This window comes from Nitrospirota bacterium (genome assembly GCA_016212215.1).
Classification (GTDB): domain Bacteria; phylum Nitrospirota; class 9FT-COMBO-42-15; order HDB-SIOI813; family HDB-SIOI813; genus JACRGV01.
The window spans coordinates 1-18,813 of the sequence record JACRGV010000145.1; the positions used below are offsets into that span (position 1 = coordinate 1).

10 protein-coding genes are annotated in these 18,813 nt (G+C 41.3%); all 10 read left to right on the top strand.

The window, feature by feature from the left end; translation table 11 throughout:
• Positions 1-157: 157 nt before the first annotated feature.
• The 10 genes from secA (at position 158) to HZA08_13275 (ending at position 18,807) form a co-directional block, all read left to right on the top strand.
• Positions 158-3,064 (top strand): preprotein translocase subunit SecA, encoded by a 2,907-nt coding sequence (gene secA / locus HZA08_13230; protein MBI5194387.1) that lies wholly within the window; start codon positions 158-160, stop codon positions 3,062-3,064.
• A gap of 268 nt (positions 3,065-3,332) precedes the next feature.
• Positions 3,333-4,418 carry a sensor domain-containing diguanylate cyclase gene (locus HZA08_13235; protein MBI5194388.1) on the top strand — a complete coding sequence of 362 codons (1,086 nt, stop codon included), beginning with the start codon at positions 3,333-3,335 and terminating at the stop codon, positions 4,416-4,418.
• A gap of 156 nt (positions 4,419-4,574) precedes the next feature.
• Positions 4,575-7,988, top strand: coding sequence for a transcription-repair coupling factor (gene mfd / locus HZA08_13240; protein ID MBI5194389.1), 3,414 nt, complete (start codon positions 4,575-4,577; stop codon positions 7,986-7,988).
• 44 nt (positions 7,989-8,032) lie between these two features.
• The gene (locus HZA08_13245; protein MBI5194390.1) at positions 8,033-8,941 is read left to right on the top strand and encodes a peptidylprolyl isomerase; all 909 of its coding nucleotides are present in this window, start codon (positions 8,033-8,035) and stop codon (positions 8,939-8,941) included.
• Positions 8,942-8,996: 55 nt separating this feature from the next.
• Positions 8,997-9,941: a peptidyl-prolyl cis-trans isomerase gene (locus tag HZA08_13250; GenBank protein MBI5194391.1), complete on the top strand. Its 945-nt coding sequence runs from the start codon at positions 8,997-8,999 to the stop codon at positions 9,939-9,941.
• Between the two features lie 365 nt (positions 9,942-10,306).
• Positions 10,307-11,638 carry a chromosomal replication initiator protein DnaA gene (gene dnaA, locus HZA08_13255; protein ID MBI5194392.1) on the top strand — a complete coding sequence of 444 codons (1,332 nt, stop codon included), beginning with the start codon at positions 10,307-10,309 and terminating at the stop codon, positions 11,636-11,638.
• Position 11,639: 1 nt separating this feature from the next.
• The gene (gene dnaN / locus HZA08_13260; protein ID MBI5194393.1) at positions 11,640-12,815 is read left to right on the top strand and encodes a DNA polymerase III subunit beta; all 1,176 of its coding nucleotides are present in this window, start codon (positions 11,640-11,642) and stop codon (positions 12,813-12,815) included.
• 172 nt (positions 12,816-12,987) lie between these two features.
• Positions 12,988-15,390, top strand: coding sequence for a DNA topoisomerase (ATP-hydrolyzing) subunit B (gene gyrB, locus HZA08_13265; protein ID MBI5194394.1), 2,403 nt, complete (start codon positions 12,988-12,990; stop codon positions 15,388-15,390).
• 311 nt (positions 15,391-15,701) lie between these two features.
• A complete protein-coding gene (gyrA, locus tag HZA08_13270; GenBank protein MBI5194395.1) occupies positions 15,702-18,182 on the top strand; it encodes a DNA gyrase subunit A in 2,481 nt (826 codons plus the stop codon).
• Complete coding sequence (locus HZA08_13275) at positions 18,166-18,807, top strand: septal ring lytic transglycosylase RlpA family protein (GenBank protein ID MBI5194396.1); 642 nt, start codon at positions 18,166-18,168, stop codon at positions 18,805-18,807. The genes gyrA and HZA08_13275 overlap by 17 nt, the downstream gene beginning before the upstream one ends.
• Positions 18,808-18,813: the final 6 nt, after the last annotated feature.

Genomic DNA, 18,813 nt, shown 5'->3' on the forward strand with positions numbered 1-18,813 from the left:
AGGTACATGAAAATGAGGCTCAGGATGAAACAACCCCACCCTCACCCGGACCCTCTCCCTGAGGGAGAGGGTGCTTAGTTTTTATCCCCTCCCCTTCAAGGGGAGGGTTAGGGTGGGGATGGGGTTGATTTTCGGATGAACTATATAGAGGAAATTTATGTTTGGAAGCATTTTTAAAAAGATAATAGGTTCAAGAAACGATAGGGAAATAAAACGCCTTCAGTCAACTGTAGATCGTATCAACTCCCTTGAATCTTCAATCTCAGCCCTGTCTGATAGTTCCCTGAGACAGAAGACGGATGAGTTCCGATCAGCCCTTGCCGCAGGAAAGACACTTGATGACATCCTGCCTGAGGCATTTGCAGTAGTTCGTGAGGCATCAAAACGGGTCCTCGGCATGAGGCATTTTGACGTACAGCTTATCGGCGGTATGGTGCTTCATGAAGGCAAGATAGCAGAGATGAAGACAGGTGAAGGTAAAACACTGGTTGCTACATTGCCTGTGTATCTTAATGCACTCCCTAAAAAAGGTGTTCATGTTATTACTGTAAACGATTACCTGGCAAAACGTGACAGTCAGTGGATGGGTGAGATTTACACATTCCTTGGCCTTACGGTCGGGATTATACAGCACGATATGCCTGATAATGAACGCCAGATTGCTTATGGTTCTGATGTAACTTACGGTACAAACAATGAATATGGGTTTGATTACCTGCGTGATAACATGAAGTTTGATGCTGCTATGTTTGTCCAGCGGGAACTGAATTACGCAATAGTTGACGAGGTAGACAGCATATTAATTGATGAGGCAAGGACCCCGCTAATAATTTCAGGGTCAACAGATGAATCAACAGACAAGTATTATAAGATAAACAGGATTATCCCCCAACTCCACGAAACATCAGATTATACAGTAGAAGAAAAGACGAGGACAGTGGCATTGACTGAAGAGGGCAATGCAAAAGTAGAAGATTTACTCGGCCTCAGCAATCTATACGACTTATCAAACATTGACATGGTACACCACGTCACACAGGCATTGAAGGCACATGTCATATTCAAGCGTGATGTGGATTATGTGGTAAAAGACGGCGAGGTACTTATTGTAGATGAATTTACAGGCAGACTCATGCCTGGGAGAAGATACAGTGACGGTCTCCATCAGGCGCTAGAGGCAAAGGAAAATGTCACTATAGCAAAGGAAAACCAGACCCTCGCAACCATTACATTCCAGAACTATTTCAGGCTCTACAATAAGCTGGCCGGTATGACCGGAACTGCTGATACAGAGGCTGAAGAGTTTCAAATGATATATAACCTCGAGGTTGTTGTTATTCCGCCTAACCGGAACATGATCCGTATTGATAACTCGGACCTGGTATATAAATCCGAGCGGGAAAAGTTTGATGCCATTGTTGAAGAGATAAAAGAACTGAATGAAAAGGGACAGCCGGCCCTGGTGGGAACTGTTTCTATAGAAAAATCAGAAAAGCTTTCAGCTCTGTTAAAGAAAAAGGGTATTAAACATACAGTCCTTAATGCAAAATTTCATGAACTTGAGGCAGAAATAGTCGCACAGGCCGGAAGAAAAGGCGTTGTAACTATTGCCACAAACATGGCCGGAAGAGGTACAGATATATTGTTGGGCGGTAACCCGGACTTTCTTGCAAAACATGAAATACTTAAGCATCAGGAAATCCCCCAGGAAGAAAAATTTAAGATTCATAATAAATATAAGGCACTTTGTGAAACGGAAAAGGCAGACGTTATAAAGCTCGGCGGCCTTCACATCCTAGGAACGGAAAGGCATGAGTCAAGGCGTATTGATAATCAGCTTCGCGGAAGGTCAGGCCGTCAGGGTGACCCCGGTTCCTCACGCTTTTATCTGTCTCTTGAAGATGATTTAATGCGCATCTTCGGTTCGGATAAAATAGCCTCATTGATGAACAGACTCGGCATGGAAGAAGGGACACCTATTGAACACAGGATGGTCAGCAAGGCCATAGAAGGTGCACAGAAAAAGGTTGAGGCACACAATTTTGATATAAGAAAGCACCTCATTGAGTATGATGATGTTATGAACCAGCAGAGAGAGGTCATATACGGCCAGAGGAGACAGATTCTTCAGGGAGAAGGTCTTGCTGACATGGTATCAGATATGGTAGATGACGTTCTGGACAACATGCTTGCTGTATACTGCGGAAAAGATACATATTCTGAGAATTGGGATATGAAGGGCCTGCTTGAATCACTTCACAGACAGTTCTCCCTTGAAATAAAAGATGACGAGTTAGATACCTCAAATAGCGGGGTGGACGGATTAAGGGAGATATTATTAGAGAAGATTCACCAGTTGTACAAAAATAAAGAGAATGAATATGGTCCTGAGGTTATGAAACAGCTTGAAAAGATAGTCCTCCTCCAGGTTGTTGATGCACAATGGAAGGACCACCTCCTCGGTATGGATCACCTGAAGGAGGGAATCGGATTAAGAGGTTACGGGCAGAAGGACCCGTTGAATGAATACAAGAGGGAAGGATTTGATCTATTTAATGATATGATAGCAAGAGTTAAATCAGAGACCCTTGAGAGGTTATTTAAGATACAATTGGTACGGGAAGAACCGGCAGCCCATGCACACGCACATGGGCATCAACATCAGCACCAGCATCAACACGCACCACATCATCAACCGGAAACCACAACACCTCAACCTATACATCAAGAATCACCTCAGCCGTTATATAAACTTGCTGATACACTACCTGATGAGTCGGGCCAGATGGCAGTGTCCGCGGCGAGTGACCCTGTACAACAAATAGATACCGTTAGTACTCCAATTCCTGCTGAACAGCCGGTTACCCAGAATCCTGCTGCAAGACCTGTACGCCGTGCTGTTCTTGCTCCTGTGATGCCTAAGCCCAAACCACAGGCTATGCACCTAAACAGAGGGGAATCCTCCGGTCCAAAACCTTCTCAGGCACACGCCCAAAAGGTCGGGCGTAATGACCCCTGTACATGCGGCAGCGGCAAAAAATATAAAAAATGTCACGGGGCTTAATAGTTACGGGATAGTCGGATGAACTTTCATGAGCGGGGCGCTCACAAAGGGAAATGAAAATAGTAAACAGTAAGCAGTGAGCAGTAAACAGGAAAGGCAGTCTTTATCTGCTAACTGCTTACTGCTTACTTGGGGTCATTTTCGGATGAACCCTCATGAACCGAGGGTTCACAAATGGCAATGAAAATCAGCTGGACAGTAATGTCCCGCCTATCCTCGTGAAATTGGATAGGCGGGGTTTTCTTACCCCGCCGGAGAGGATTTTTGAGTGAATCTGAAACAGGAAAACACAGAACTTAAATCAGTCCTGCAGCAGATGAAAAAAGAACTCTCCTTTTTCATAAGCGTTGGGAAAGCCCTGACATCCACACTTGAAGTTGATAAGGTATTAGATATCATTATGGAAAATGTACATAAACTGGTATCTTCCGAGTCATGGTCTCTTCTTTTGTCGGATGTAGAAAGAAATGACCTGTACTATGCAATAACAAAGGGCCGACAGATGGAGGGACAGAGCAGCCGCCGCATAACAAGCGGGAAAGGCATTGCAGGATGGGTCGCTGAAAATGGAAAGCCTTTGATTGTACATAATGTTCCCAACAGTAAACGCTTTTCAATTTATTACAAAGAACATAATAAGGGTTTTATCCCCAGAGATGTAATGTGCATTCCAATAATAAATAAAAAGAAGACCATCGGCGTCCTTGAGATAATCAATAAAAAGAACCGAACACCATTTACAAAAAAAGACAAAGAACTCATGCTGAAGTTGATAGACCAGGCTGCTATTGCAATTGAGCGATCCGACCTTTATCAAAGGATGGCAAATCTTGCTGTAACAGATGACCTCACAAAACTCTTTAATCTAAGGTATCTGTATAGGGCGCTTAATTCTGAGTTAAAAAGGAGCAGGAGATATAATTCAAGGTTTTCTGTGATTTTTCTTGATCTGGACTCATTCAAGCTTGTCAATGACAGACACGGGCATCTCGCCGGCAGTAAAACACTAGTTGAGGTAGCGGGGCTGTTATTAAATGCATTAAGAGATGTGGATATTATATCCCGTTACGGCGGTGATGAGTTCGTTATAGTATTACCTCATACTCCGGTTGATGTAGCCTTAAGTATTGCAAAACGTATCCAGGAAGATATTAATAATCATACGTTCCTCACTGACGATGGGTTGTGCCTGAGAATTACAGCGAGCTTTGGTATTGCAGGTTATCCTGAACACGCAAAAGACGAGATCGAACTCCTGAAATTATCCGACCAGGCCATGTACATGGCAAAAAGTCTGGGTAAGAACAGGGTTGTCCTTACCTCCACCGTCCCGGCATTAACCGACAAAAGCTGAAGAAGTTCAAACTGATGTCTGATGTCAATATTGGTCACGAAAACATGGGATGATCAAATGTGAATCTCCTCCTCTTGACGCCTTAGACTCCTGAGAGTAAAATGAAACTCAATTTTTCTATATTCCAAATAAAACAATAACAACTGATTCATCTTAATGTTTCCATTCTCTGAAGTAATCAAAGAAGTTATTTCTTCTAATAAAGTTCAAACAATCTCAGGCCTCTGGGGTTCTTCGAGGGACCTTTTTTTATCGCTGTTGTTTAAAGAGTTCAAGAGGTCAGTCGTTGTTATAACATCAACGCCGGAGAAGGCTGAACAATTATTAACTGACATCAGGTTTTATTCTTCCTGGTTATTTTCTTCAGATAATGACATTCGCTCACTCTCCCCCTCGCCCCCTCCCGTCAAAGTAAGGGGAATAAGTGCAGCACCCTCTGACAACATTCCTGTCTTCTTAATCCCTTTCTGGGAGCTGCTTCCTTATGACAATATTCCTCCCCATCCGGATATTATTAACAGCAGGATGTCTGCATATAATGCGTTATTAAATGGTGTTAACGGCATATATATAATTCCGGTACAATCACTGATGCTGCGGACTGCCTCTCCGGAATCCCTGATTGATTCAGTGATTGGTATACGGACAGGGATGCAGATTGAGCGGGATTCTTTTATTGAACATCTGGTCAGGTTCGGGTTTGAGCCTTCTGAGATTGTTACAGGACGCGGCTTCTTTAGTGTCAGGGGCGGGATTATTGATGTATTTTCACATGGAGAGGCATCCCCTGTTCGTATTGAATTATATGGTGATACGATTGAATCAATACGTACCTTTGACCCGGATACACAGAGGACGATTACACTTATAGATAACTCTTCAATCATGCCGGCAAAAGAATTGTCATCATCCCAAAGCTCTTTAATGGATTACCTGCCGGAAAAGAAGATTGTGGTTTTAGATGAAATAAATGAGATAAAAAGTATTGCAGATGAATATTGGAAACAGATTTGGGATACCTACGGAGATTTATCAGAAAATAGGTCCGGTATTATGGAACCATATCAGCTATACTTATCTTCAGAAGAAGTCTCAGATTATATCAAGAGATTAAACACCGGCATCATCATAGAACCGTTAAAAATTGAAAATACTCTGAACATATCTGTAAGTACATCATCAGATTTATTCTTAGAAACCAGACGCGACCAGTCTCCACTTAAGGCAGCCCTGAAAAAATTAGAGAGCCTTAGAAAAGACTTCTCTGTCATCCTTATCTCTCCAACAGAAGGGCAGGCCCAACGCCTGCGTGATGTGATGGAAGAGCATGACATTCCTGCAACTGTAAAGCCGCCGGAAGGATTGGCCTCACTAATATTCAACAAAGATGGGATAATTCCAATCATAGCTACTTATGGAAACATCTCTTCCGGTTTCGTATATCCTGAAGGTCCAATAATACTGGTTACAGAGGAAGAGATACTTGGAAAAAGGGTTAAGAGGAGACCTACTGCAAAACCTAATGCCCGCTCATTTATCTCATCATTTCAGGACATAAAGCCCGGGGATTACGTAGTACATGTGTACCACGGTGTCGGGCAATACGATGGTTTAAAGCGAAAGGCCCTGAGCGGGGGTGAGGGGGACTTCTTATCAATATTATTTGCCGGTGGTGATTATGTATATGTACCTGTTGATAAACTGGAGCTTGTTCAGAAATACGTAGGGTCAGAAGGGCATGTACCGCATATAGATAAACTACAGAGTACAAGGTGGGAGAATACCAGAAAGCGTGTTCAGAAGGCCGTAGACGAGATTGCCTCTGAACTTGTTGAGCTATATGCTGCAAGGGAACTGATGGAGGGGTTTGCGTATTCAAATGATAACTACATGCTAAAGGAGTTTGAGACATCTTTTGAATATGAGGAGACCCCTGACCAGTTATCTGCTATTGAAGACGTTAAAAAGGATATGGAGTCTCACAAACCAATGGACCGCCTGGTGTGTGGAGATGTTGGATATGGAAAGACAGAGGTTGCCCTCAGGGCCGCTTGTAAGGCTGTAATTGATAACAAACAGGCGGCTATACTTGTTCCTACGACCCTTCTGGCCCAGCAGCACTTTCAAACCTTTTCACAAAGGTTCGCTGCTTTTCCGCTTAAAGTAGAAATGCTTTCCCGTTTCCGTACTGCTCAGGAACAGAAAGAAATAATAAAAGGTATTGCTGATGGGACGGTTGATATTATTATAGGAACCCAGCGGCTTCTCCAGAAGGACGTATGTTTCCAAAACCTTGGTCTTGTTGTAGTGGATGAGGAACAGCGCTTCGGTGTGGCACAAAAAGAAAAACTAAAACAATTGCGTAAGACTATAGATGTCCTAACACTTTCTGCAACCCCAATACCAAGAACTCTTCAGATGTCTCTGTTTGGTATAAGGGACCTCAGCATTATTGAGACACCGCCCGAAGACCGCCTTGCAATACGAACTGTGGTTGCCCCTTTTGACAAAAGGATAATCCACTCTGCTATCTTGCGGGAATTTTCACGCGGCGGCAGGGTCTTCTTTGTTCATAATAGAGTTGAAAGCATTAACGGCATCGCCGCATTCTTACAGGACCTTATACCGGAGGCAAAACTTGGTGTTGCACACGGTCAGATGAAGGAAAGCGTACTTGAAGATGTCATGATTAAATTTATTAATGGTGAATATAATCTTATGGTCTGTACAGCCATAATTGAATCAGGGCTTGATATACCCTCAGCCAATACTATCATAATTAACAGGGCTGACCTGTTCGGTCTTTCAGAATTGTATCAGCTCAGGGGACGAGTTGGAAGGTCCGGTCATCAGGCTTATGCTTATCTTTTGGTACCGGGAGAGGATTCCCTTACAGGAGATGCAAGGAAGAGGATAAAGGCTATACAGGAGTTAACAGAGCTTGGCGCGGGTTTCAAACTTGCCATCAAAGACCTTGAAATTCGCGGGTCCGGTAATCTCCTTGGGAAAAGCCAGTCAGGACACATATCATCTGTGGGTTTTGAATTATACAGCCAGATGCTTGAAGATGCTGTAAAAAAGATGCGGGGAGAACAAGTGTCGGAAGATATTAATCCTGTGCTGAATCTTCAGATATCTGCATTTATCCCGGAAAATTATATAGAAAGCTCTTCACAAAGACTCTCCTTTTATAAGAGGCTTGCATCTGTAAAAGAAGAAGATGCACTTAAATCATTAAAAGATGAAATGGTTGACAGATATGGGGTATTACCTCCTCAGGTAGAAAATCTTTTCCGGGTCATGGATGTAAAAATAATCGCTGTTGCCTCAAAAGTTGAAAAGATTGAAAAGGGAGAAGATGGTATATTTTTTACGGTTTACAAGAACTCAAATATTAATGCAGAAATAACTAAATCACTCTTACAGACTTTTCCGGGAAGGGTACGGTTTATCTCAGATTTTACATTTCTATTATTAAAAAATAAAAAAGATAAGGAGACTGAAAAAGGAATCAATGAAATTTTTGCTGATATAATAAACTGCTTGAAAGTTGTGGGACGTTATGTTTAAATTATCTGATTCAAAAGTACAATTTAACAATTTCCAAAGGAGCTATGATGAGAAAAAAGATTTTTGTATATGTAGTTGCATGTAGTCTGCTTTTCATTTCCACTGCTTGTGAAAAGGGAGAAAAAACATCGAAAAGTGGGGGCGGAGGCAGTGATACTGTTGTAGCCAAGATTAATAATGAAAAGATAACTCTATCTGATTTTAATGAGAGGCTTAAAGAAGTTCCGCAATTGGCACATGGAGGGGACGTTGACCTTCAGACTAAAAAAGGTTTTCTTGATAACCTAATAGTCAGGGAGTTACTTTATCAGGAGGCATTAAAGAGCGGCATAGATAAAGATAAGGAGACTGCAAAATTTATTGAAGAGATGAAGAAGAGGGTTGTTGTTGAAAGATTTTTCAAAAAAGAGATAGATGAAAAGGCAAAGGTCAGTGAAGAAGACCTGAAAAAATATTATAATGAAAATCCTGAAGAGGCAAAAAATCCTGTTGATGTCAGGGTAGCTCATATATTAGTAAAAAGCCGTGAAGAGGCAGATATGATAAAAAATAAAATTAAATCCGGCGCCAAGTTTGAGGATATGGCAAAGGCATACTCCATTGATCATGGAAGTAAGGTAAAGGGTGGAGATTTAGGATTCTTTTCCAAGGGGATGATGGTACCTGAGTTTGAAGATGCAGCATTTAAGTTAAAAAAGGGTGAGGTGAGTGACCTTGTTCAAACCAGATATGGTTTCCACATTATAAAGCTGATAGATAAAAAAGAGGGTAAGGCAAGGGGCTTTGATGAGGTTAAAAAAGATTTGGAAAACAAACTAATAAACAAAAGAAGAAAAGATTCCTTTGATTCTATGGTTGCAGGATTAAAATCAAAGGCAAAGATTACAATAAACGAAGAATTATTAAAACAGGGTTCTCCAGAGATGCCGCAGGGTCATCCGGAAATAAAATAATAATGGATGAGAATATAAGGCCCCCCTCCCTTGACGGGAGGGGGTTAGGGGGAGGGTGAGCTATGGAGATTTTTGCTTGAAACATGTAAACTTATATAATTTATTTTTAATAGCTTCAACAGCTATCCTTCTTTTTACCTTCTCCGAAGGTCTTGCAAAATCTTTTGAAGATAAAATTATTGCAATTGTAAATAATGAGATAATAACTGAAAGCGAACTTGAAGGCTCAAATTTATTTCCTGATAAGTCTGTTTCATCTTTAATAGAAAAAAAACTTCAGCTACAAACAGCACAGAAAAAAGGTTTAATAGCATCTGAGTCTGAAATATTATCCGCTATTGAGGACATAAAAAGGGTTAATTCATTCAGGAACGATAAGGAATTTGAAGATGCTTTATTAAGAGACGGATCCTCTATTGAGAAATATAAGAAGGACCTGAGAGACCAACTGATCATTCTGAAACTTGTTAATAAAGAGGTAAAATCAAAAATAACTATAAACAACAAAGAAATTGAAGATTATTATATTGCTAATAAGACGAAATTTTTACTCCCGGAAGAGATAAAAATTGCTTATATTCAAATACCTTTCAAATCATCAGATTCCCCAGAGGCAGTTCAAACATTAGAAAAAAGGATCAAAGATATGCTGAAGGATTCTAAGAATAATAATAAGTCCTTCAGTGAAATTATAAGGTCATTTAAAGGGATTCCAGAGGTTAATGTAAATGAAAATTCCGGGTACGTTAAAAAGGGCCATCTTTTGAAAGAATTAGATAAAGCGGCGTTTGATATGAATAAAGATGAAGTAAGTGATGTTATTACAACCGGATCAGGCTTTTATATTTTAAAGGTATTGGACAGAAAAACTATAGATTATAGGTCATTGAATGATATAAGGGAAGATGTAAACAATATGCTTATACAGGAAAAAACAGAAAAAACATACAAAGAATGGCTATTAAATATTAAAACATCTTCATATATAGAGATTATGTAAGAAGATAAGATCAAGTATTATTCTTTTACATTTCTTTTTATATTAAAAACATAGTAGTCTTAGTAATAGCCGGTATTATGTGGAAAAACTATATAACTAATTGTAAAACAAAAAAATTTAATTGAGATAAAACTGTGTATAAAGTGACCGGTTTATCCGGAATAGGTATTGCCTTTAAATTTTGAGTCTGTTATAGTATGTAATCCTCATTTTTAATCCTGAGACATAAAATTTAAGACAGCATAAAAATAAGTATCTTTTTGAAAAATAAGGTTAAATCAGTTATTAACACCTGTTAAAAACCTGTGAATAACTAAGTTAAAAATCAAATACACTAAGTATAAATTGACATGAATGGATATTAAATGGATATCTGGGAACTGAGTCTTAAAGAGATAGAGAATACCCTTACAAGACAGAGTTATGAAAACTGGTTCAGGTCAACCAAACTCCATTCTTTTCACGAAAATATAGTAGAAATAGGTGTTCCAAGTGCTTTTCTCGGTAAGTGGCTAAAGGATCATTTTATAGAAGTTATAGAAACTACCTTAAAAAAGGTTACAGGCATTGATAATTTAATCATAGAATTTGTTGTATGCGAGGACTTAAAAAAGGAGCTTGCTGAAAACATAGCACCGTCTACATCGTTCAAGAAAAAAAGGGATGATAAATTAAATCCCAAATATACCTTTTCATCTTTTGTTGTAGGACCAAGTAATCAGTTTGCCCACGCTGCAACAAGGGCTGTTGCAGAATCTCCAGGCAAGGTATATAACCCGTTATTTATTTACAGCGGGGTTGGGCTTGGAAAAACACATCTGTTACATGCAATAGGAAATCACATTCTAAACACAAAACCATCTTTAAGAATACTATACGTCTCTTCTGAACAATTTACGAATGAGGTTATACAGGCAATATTAAACGACAAGACAGTAGAACTTAGGGGTAAATACAGGAATAACACAGACATATTGTTAATGGATGATATACAGTTTATAGCAGGAAAGGAAAGGACTGTTGAAGAGTTTTTTCATACGTTCAATACCCTTTATGAAGCACACAAACAGATAGTAATTACAAGCGATAAATTTCCAAAAGATATACATAACATTGACGAGAGGTTACGTTCAAGATTCGAGTGGGGACTACTGGCAGACATACAACCTCCGGACCTGGAAACAAGGGTCGCAATTATAAAAAAGAAGGCAGTCGGTGAATTTCCAAATATACATTTCTCTGATGATATTGCCTTGTTTCTTGCGGAAAATATCAAGACAAACGTCCGGGAATTAGAAGGGGCTTTGATTAGATTAGGAGCTTTTTCCTCTCTTACAGGGCAGGAGCTTACACCTGAAATGGCGAAACGGGTTTTCAAAGACATAATCAGGGAAAAGGAAGAAAAGATAACACCGGAAAAGATTCAGAAGGCAATTACAGCACATTTTAACGTAAAGCTTTCAGACCTTAAATCAAAGAAGAGGACAAAGATACTTGTTGTCCCGAGGCAGATAGCCATGTACCTGTGCAGGGAACTGCTCAAGATGTCGTTTCCGGAGATTGGAAGACTATTCGGAGGAAAAGACCATTCAACAGTAATTTATGCATGCAATATAATAGAACAGCAAAAGATTAAGGACAATAATACAAACTTTTTACTTGAAGAGATTATTAAGAAGATAAAGGAGGGGAGCTGAGATGGAGAGTCACATACAGGGTTCAAACCTTAAATTTCAGATTGCAAAGGATGTTTTTTTCCATGCACTACAGCGTGTGCAGGGGATTGTTGAGAGAAAAAGCTCTATACCCATGAGTGCAAATATAAAGATTGAAGGAAGCGGGGATACATCAAAAATCTCAATAACTGCCACTGACCTTGATATAGGGGTACAGGGATTATATCCGGCTAAGATAATTAATAGCGGCGGGATAGTTGTAGCAGGCAAGAAGATGTTTGAGATTATACGAGAGCTGCCGTCAGGTGATGTTTCTTTTGAAGTAGAAGACAGGAAGCATGTAATAATCAGGGCAGGGAAAAGCATTTTTAAGATTAGCGGGTTTATTACAGAGGATTACCCTTCTCTGCCTGAGATGACTGAAGAAAGTATGTTAGCTACAGAGACCGGTGTTTTTAAAGAGATGATAAGAAAGATATTCTTTTCCATACCTGAGGCAGAGGCAAGGCAGGTACTTAACGGCGCGCTGCTTGAGATAGAAGAAGGGGAGGATAAGTTAATAAACTTAAAAATGATTGGAACGGATGGTCATAGGCTTGCTGTATGCGGCAGGACTATTAAAGGCGGCAATGCCTCTTATGAAAAAAGAGAGGAAGGACAACAGATAGTTATTCCCAAAAAGACATTAAATGAGATACGCCGATTCATGGATACAGAAGGAGAATTCAAGATTGGTATAGGAGATAAACTTCTATTCTTTAAGGGGGGAGATGTATATCTGACATCAAGACTAATAGAAGGAACCTATCCTAATTACAAACAGGTAATACCACAGAAGGGAGAGCATGAGGTACAGGTAAACAGGCTCGATTTCATAAATGCAGTAAAAAGGGTTTCTGTAATGTCCAGGGAAAAGACCAAGGCAATACTGATAGAATTTACAGAGGGAAAGGCAGTGCTCAGGTCCAGGGACCAGGAGATAGGAGAGGCCACAGAAGAGGTTGATTTAAATTACAAAGGACCCGGGATTACACTTGGCCTCAACCATCAATATCTCATTGAGGCCCTTGACTCAATGGAGGACGAAGACGTCACATTTAATATGCAGACCAATCTAAGCCCCTGTATAATCAAACAGGAAAGCGACCCTGATTCATTATGTATAGTAATGCCAATGAGGGTTCAGGAGGCGGAGTAAAAACAAACAACAAAAGTAACAAGGATGATGAATATAAGACCCCCTCACCCGGTGCCCCCCTCCCTTGACGGGAGGGGGGTAGGGGGAGGGTGAGCTACGGAGATTTTCAAATGAATAATTGTGATTCACTCTGTGCCTCTGTGGTTAAAATAATCTAAAAAAGCGAGGGAAAATGGAAGAACAGGAACAATATGATGCGTCTAAAATAAAGGTACTGGAAGGGTTAGAGGCCGTAAGGAAGAGACCCTCTATGTACATAGGAAATACCGGTATCGAGGGATTTCACCATTTAGTCTATGAGGTGGTAGATAACAGTATAGACGAGGCAATGGGTGGATATTGCGAGAATATTGAGGTTGTGATTCATATTGATAACAGCATTACAATAGTTGATAACGGCAGGGGTATTCCAACAGAGATGCACCCAACCCAGAACAAGCCTGCGGCAGAAGTTGTTCTTACGGTCCTCCATTCAGGCGGTAAGTTTGACAATGATTCTTATAAGGTTTCCGGAGGGCTTCATGGTGTGGGAGTTTCGGTTGTAAATGCCCTTTCAGAGTGGCTTGAGCTTGAAATAAAGAGGGATGGGAGTGTATATCAGCAGAGATATGAAAGGGGGAACCCTGTAAGTGAATTGACTATTGTAGGTAAAACTAAAAAACGAGGTACAAAGATTACCTTTAAACCGGATTCAGAGATATTTACTGAGACGGAATTTAGTTTTGACATACTTGCCCACCGTTTACGTGAGCTTGCCTTTTTAAACAAGGGGCTTGAGATATCCATTGCAGATGAACGCACCACCAAATCAAGCCTTTTTAAATACAAAGGCGGAATCGTATCATTTGTTGAACATTTGAATGAAAATAAAACCCCTGTTCACAACCCTGTGTATATATCAGATGAAAAAGGGAATACTGTACTTGAGGTGGCCATCCAGTACAACGACAGTTATGCTGAAAACATGTTCTCTTTTGCCAATAATATAAATACAAAAGAGGGCGGTTCACACCTTGTAGGTTTCAAGGCAGCTCTTACCAGGACTATCAACAACTATGCAACGAGTAATAACCTTCTGAAAGGGGAAACCCTTACAGGGGATGACATAAGAGAGGGCTTAACCGCAGTAATCAGCATCAAACTTTCCAACCCGCAGTTTGAAGGCCAGACAAAGACAAAGCTTGGAAACAGTGAGATAAAGGGTCTTGTTGAAACCATTGTTAATGAACGGCTTGGGACCTTTTTTGAAGAAAACCCTTCGATTGTAAAAAAGATAGTGGAGAAGGCCCTTAATGCTGCAAGGGCAAGAGAGGCTGCACGAAAGGCAAAAGAGCTTATACGCAGGAAAAACGCAATGGATGGCGGTAGTCTTCCCGGAAAGCTTGCCGACTGCTCGGAAAAAGATCCTGCACTCTGTGAGATATTCCTTGTGGAAGGAGATTCTGCCGGCGGCTCTGCCAAACAGGGCAGGGACAGGAAATTTCAGGCCATACTGCCTCTCCGGGGAAAGATATTGAATGTTGAAAAGGCCCGTTTTGATAAGATACTCTCAAGCGAGGAGATAAGGACTCTGATAACTGCACTCGGCACAGGGATAGGGATTGATGATTTTGATCTTTTAAAGGCAAGATACCGGAAGGTAATCATTATGACTGATGCAGATGTGGATGGGGCACATATCAGGACACTTATCCTCACTTTTTTCTACAGACAGATGCCCCAGCTTGTTGAGAACAAATATATTTACATTGCCCAGCCCCCTCTATATAAGGTCTCAAGGCAGAAGTCAGAGAGATATATAAAAGATGAAACAGCTATGAACAAGTATCTGATAAAGATCGCATCAGATGAAATAGAGCTATGGGATAAAGAGAGGGGTTCATATTTCAAAGGAGAAAAATTAGAAAAACTGCTCGGACGGCTTGTAGCATATAAAGGACTTCTGGACCAGATTTCAAAGAAACAGATAGACCCTGATGTAATAAGCACACTTGCCCATTCTGATTTTGAAAGGGAATCTCTGAAGGATAGGAATGCTGTAGACAATATAATCAGCCGGATTAAAGAACGGTTTACGTCCAGGCGCCCCGGGGATTCGATTGATATTGTGGTGACAAGCGATGAGGAGCATGTTTCATATAAATTTGAAGTAGAGATAAAGAAGGCCGGTATACATCAGAAGACGGCGATTGATGAAGAGTTTATCTCAAGCCCTGAATTTAGAGAGCTTAAGGCCCTTTCTCCGACAAAGACAGGCCTCGGCGGGCCGCCGTATAAGGTAAGGGTAAAAGATGAGGAGACTACGATAGAGACATCTGCGGCTTTGCTTGACTTTGTGATGGAGGTAAGCAAGAAGGGGCTGAATATACAGAGATACAAAGGCCTTGGAGAGATGAACCCTGAACAGCTCTGGGAGACCACAATGAATCCTGAGACAAGGACACTCCTTCAGGTAACCCTCGATGACAGCATAGTTGCTGATGAGGTGTTTACAATTTTAATGGGGGATCAGGTAGAGCCAAGGCGGCGGTTTATAGAACAACATGCAAAGGAAGTAAAGAATCTGGATGTTTAGAAGACAGTGATTAGTGATTAGTGAACAGTGAATAGTTAGAGGCAAGAGGCAAGAAATAAGAAGCAAGATGTAAGAACTTAAAATCCCCATCACACGGATCCTCTATCATAAGGGGAGATTTCACTTAGTTTCCCTCCCCCTTGAGGGGGGATGGTAAGGGTGGGGGTGAGCTATGGTATATTTCTGATGAACCATCATGAAACGAGGTTTCACAAAAGGCAATGAAAACCCCACCCTCACCCGGACCCTCTCCCTGAGGGAGAGGGTGCTTAGTTTATTCCCTCCCCTTCAAGGGGAGGGTTAGGGTGGGGATGGGGTTATTTTTGGATGAAGGAGGATTACATTTGGCAATAGGTGGTGAAAAGAGGATACCGGTAAGTATTGAAGAAGAGATGCGCTCTTCTTATCTTGATTATGCAATGAGCGTTATTGTAGGTCGTGCACTTCCTGATATTCGGGACGGGCTGAAGCCTGTTCATAGACGCATTCTTTATGCCATGTATGAGATGGGGGTGCCATGGAACAGGCCCTATAAAAAGTCAGCAAGGATCGTCGGTGATGTTATCGGTAAATACCATCCTCATGGAGATGTGGCTGTTTACGATACCATCGTCAGGCTTGCCCAGGATTTTTCCATGAGGTATATGCTCATTGACGGTCAGGGGAATTTCGGCTCTGTTGACGGGGACCCTCCTGCAGCCATGAGGTATACGGAAATCAGGATGGAGAGAATTACAGGGGAAATGCTGGTAGACCTGGATAAAGAGACTGTGACCTTTTCCCCTAACTATGACGGCTCTATGATAGAACCCACAGTACTGCCGACAAAGATACCTAACCTGTTAATAAACGGGTCATCTGGTATCGCCGTAGGTATGGCAACCAATATCCCTCCTCATAATCTTGGTGAGATAGTAGACGGGCTTATCTTATGTATTAATAATCCTGATACAACCGTAGAAGAGCTTTTGTGTGTAATAAAGGGACCGGATTTTCCAACTGCCGGATTTATACATGGATTGAAGGGAATTCAGGATGCATACAGGACTGGACGCGGCATTGTCCAGATGAGGGCAAAGGCATTGGTTGAAACACACCAAAGGACAGAGAGAGAGAGCATAATAGTTACGGAACTCCCTTATCAGGTCAATAAGGCAAAACTGGTTGAAGATATTGCCGGGCTTATGAGGGACAAGAAGATTGAGGGTATCTCTGAGGTCAGGGATGAGTCGGACCGTGAAGGTATGCGAATAGTTCTTGAAGTAAAGAGGGGAGAACAGCCTGCCATAATCCTTAACCATCTGTATAAACATACACAGATGCAGAGTAGTTTCGGCATTATAATGCTTGCCCTTGTACATAATCAGCCGAGGGTACTAACCCTAAAACAGGTACTTCACTACTTTATTGAACACCGCCGGGAGATAGTTATCCGGAGGAGTCAGTTTGAACTCAGAAAGGCAGAAGAGAGGGCACACATATTAGAAGGCTTAAAGATAGCACTCTCTAACTTAGACGAACTGATTGCCCTGATTAAGTCGTCAAGGACACCTGATGAAGCAAGAACAGCGATGATGGCCAGATTTACCTTAACAGAGATTCAGGCACAGGCCATCCTTGAGATGAGGCTCCAGAGACTCACGGGTCTTGAGAGAGAAAAACTTGAGGAAGAATACAGGGAGTTGATAGAAAAGATTGCCTATCTTCACTCCGTGCTTGAAAGTGAAGCGCTTGTTATGCAGATAATCAAGGATGAATTAATACAGATAAAAGATGCTTATGCAGATCCGAGGCGTACGGAGATAATACCTGAAACACAGGAAATATCTATCGAGGACCTTATCGTCGAAGAGGAGATGGTTATAACAATTTCCCATACCGGTTATATAAAGAGAAATCCTGTGACAATTTACAGGAGCCAGAAGAGGGGCGGCAAAGGCAAGATTGGGATGGAAACAAAGGAAGAGGATTTTGTTGAACACCTATTTGTAGCCTCCACTCATAACCATCTGCTGTTCTTTACAGACAGCGGCAAAGTATACAGCATGAAGGTATATCAGATACCGGAGGCCGGAAGGCTTGCAAAGGGCAAGGCAATTGTAAACCTCCTCCAGTTAAACACGGATGAAAAGGTAACGGCTGTTCTGTCAGTATCAGAATTCAGTAGTGATAAATATATTATAATGTCTACAATAAAGGGTGTAATTAAAAAGACCGTATTAGAGGCATACAGCAATATCAGGACAGGCGGGATCATTGGAATCCTTCTTGATGAGAACGATAAGCTGACAACAGTAAGATTGACTACCGGCAGTCAGGAGATTTTACTTAGTACAAATAACGGCATGTCTATACGTTTTAATGAAAACGAGATCAGGACAATAGGGAGAGTCGGAAGGGGTGTAAAAGGTATAGAGCTTGATGATGATGATTTTGTAGTGGGTATGGAGGTCGTGGGACATGATAATGCAACAATACTTACTGTAACAGAACATGGATATGGAAAACGTACTGACCTTTCCGAATACAGGATGCAGGGACGGGGCGGAAAGGGCATACTAACCATAAAGTGTTCTCAGAGGAACGGCAAGGCGGTCTCTTCCATTCAGGTGTCGGATGAAGATGAGATAATGATCCTTACAACAGCGGGAAAGATAATCAGGATGAAGACAAGGGATATTTCCATAATAGGCCGGAATACCCAGGGTGTAAGGCTTATTGATATAGAGGAAGACGATAGGGTAGTCGGGGTTGTTACCTTGGCAGAGAAAGAAGATGAAGAGGTCATTTAATCTATCACCACATTATATAATTTTTATTACGTTAATAATTGCTGCATGTACATTTCCGGTATACAGGCCGCCGTATGCAGCAGGCTATGTGGAAAAGGGTATTGCCTCGTGGTATGGACCGGATTTCCACGGCAAGCCTACATCAAGCGGTGAGATATACAATATGTATGACCTCACGGCTGCACACAAGCTGATGCCTCTTGGCACCATTGCAAAGGTTACTAATATGGGAAACGGCCGGTCTGTAGTGGTTAAGATAAATGACCGCGGCCCTTTTGTAGCTGGGAGGATTATAGACTTGTCATATTCAGCAGCTAATTCACTTGATATGGTGAGAAATGGTACAGGTACAGTAGAGGTTGAAGTTCTAAAATGGGGAGAGGTGCTGACTGACTTTACAGTTCAGGTAGGTGCCTTTGTTATGGAGGAAAATGCCCAGCGATTAATGAGCAGATTATCAAGGAAATATCCTGATGTATATATAGTACAATATGAGACGAATGATAAGCGGTTTTACCGTGTAAGGGTAGGGGTTACAAAAGAGCTGAGGGATGCTGAAGAAATCGCCGAAGCCTTGACTGATGAAGGGTTTACAACCTTTATTACAAGAAAAGATGTGAAATAAAAACAT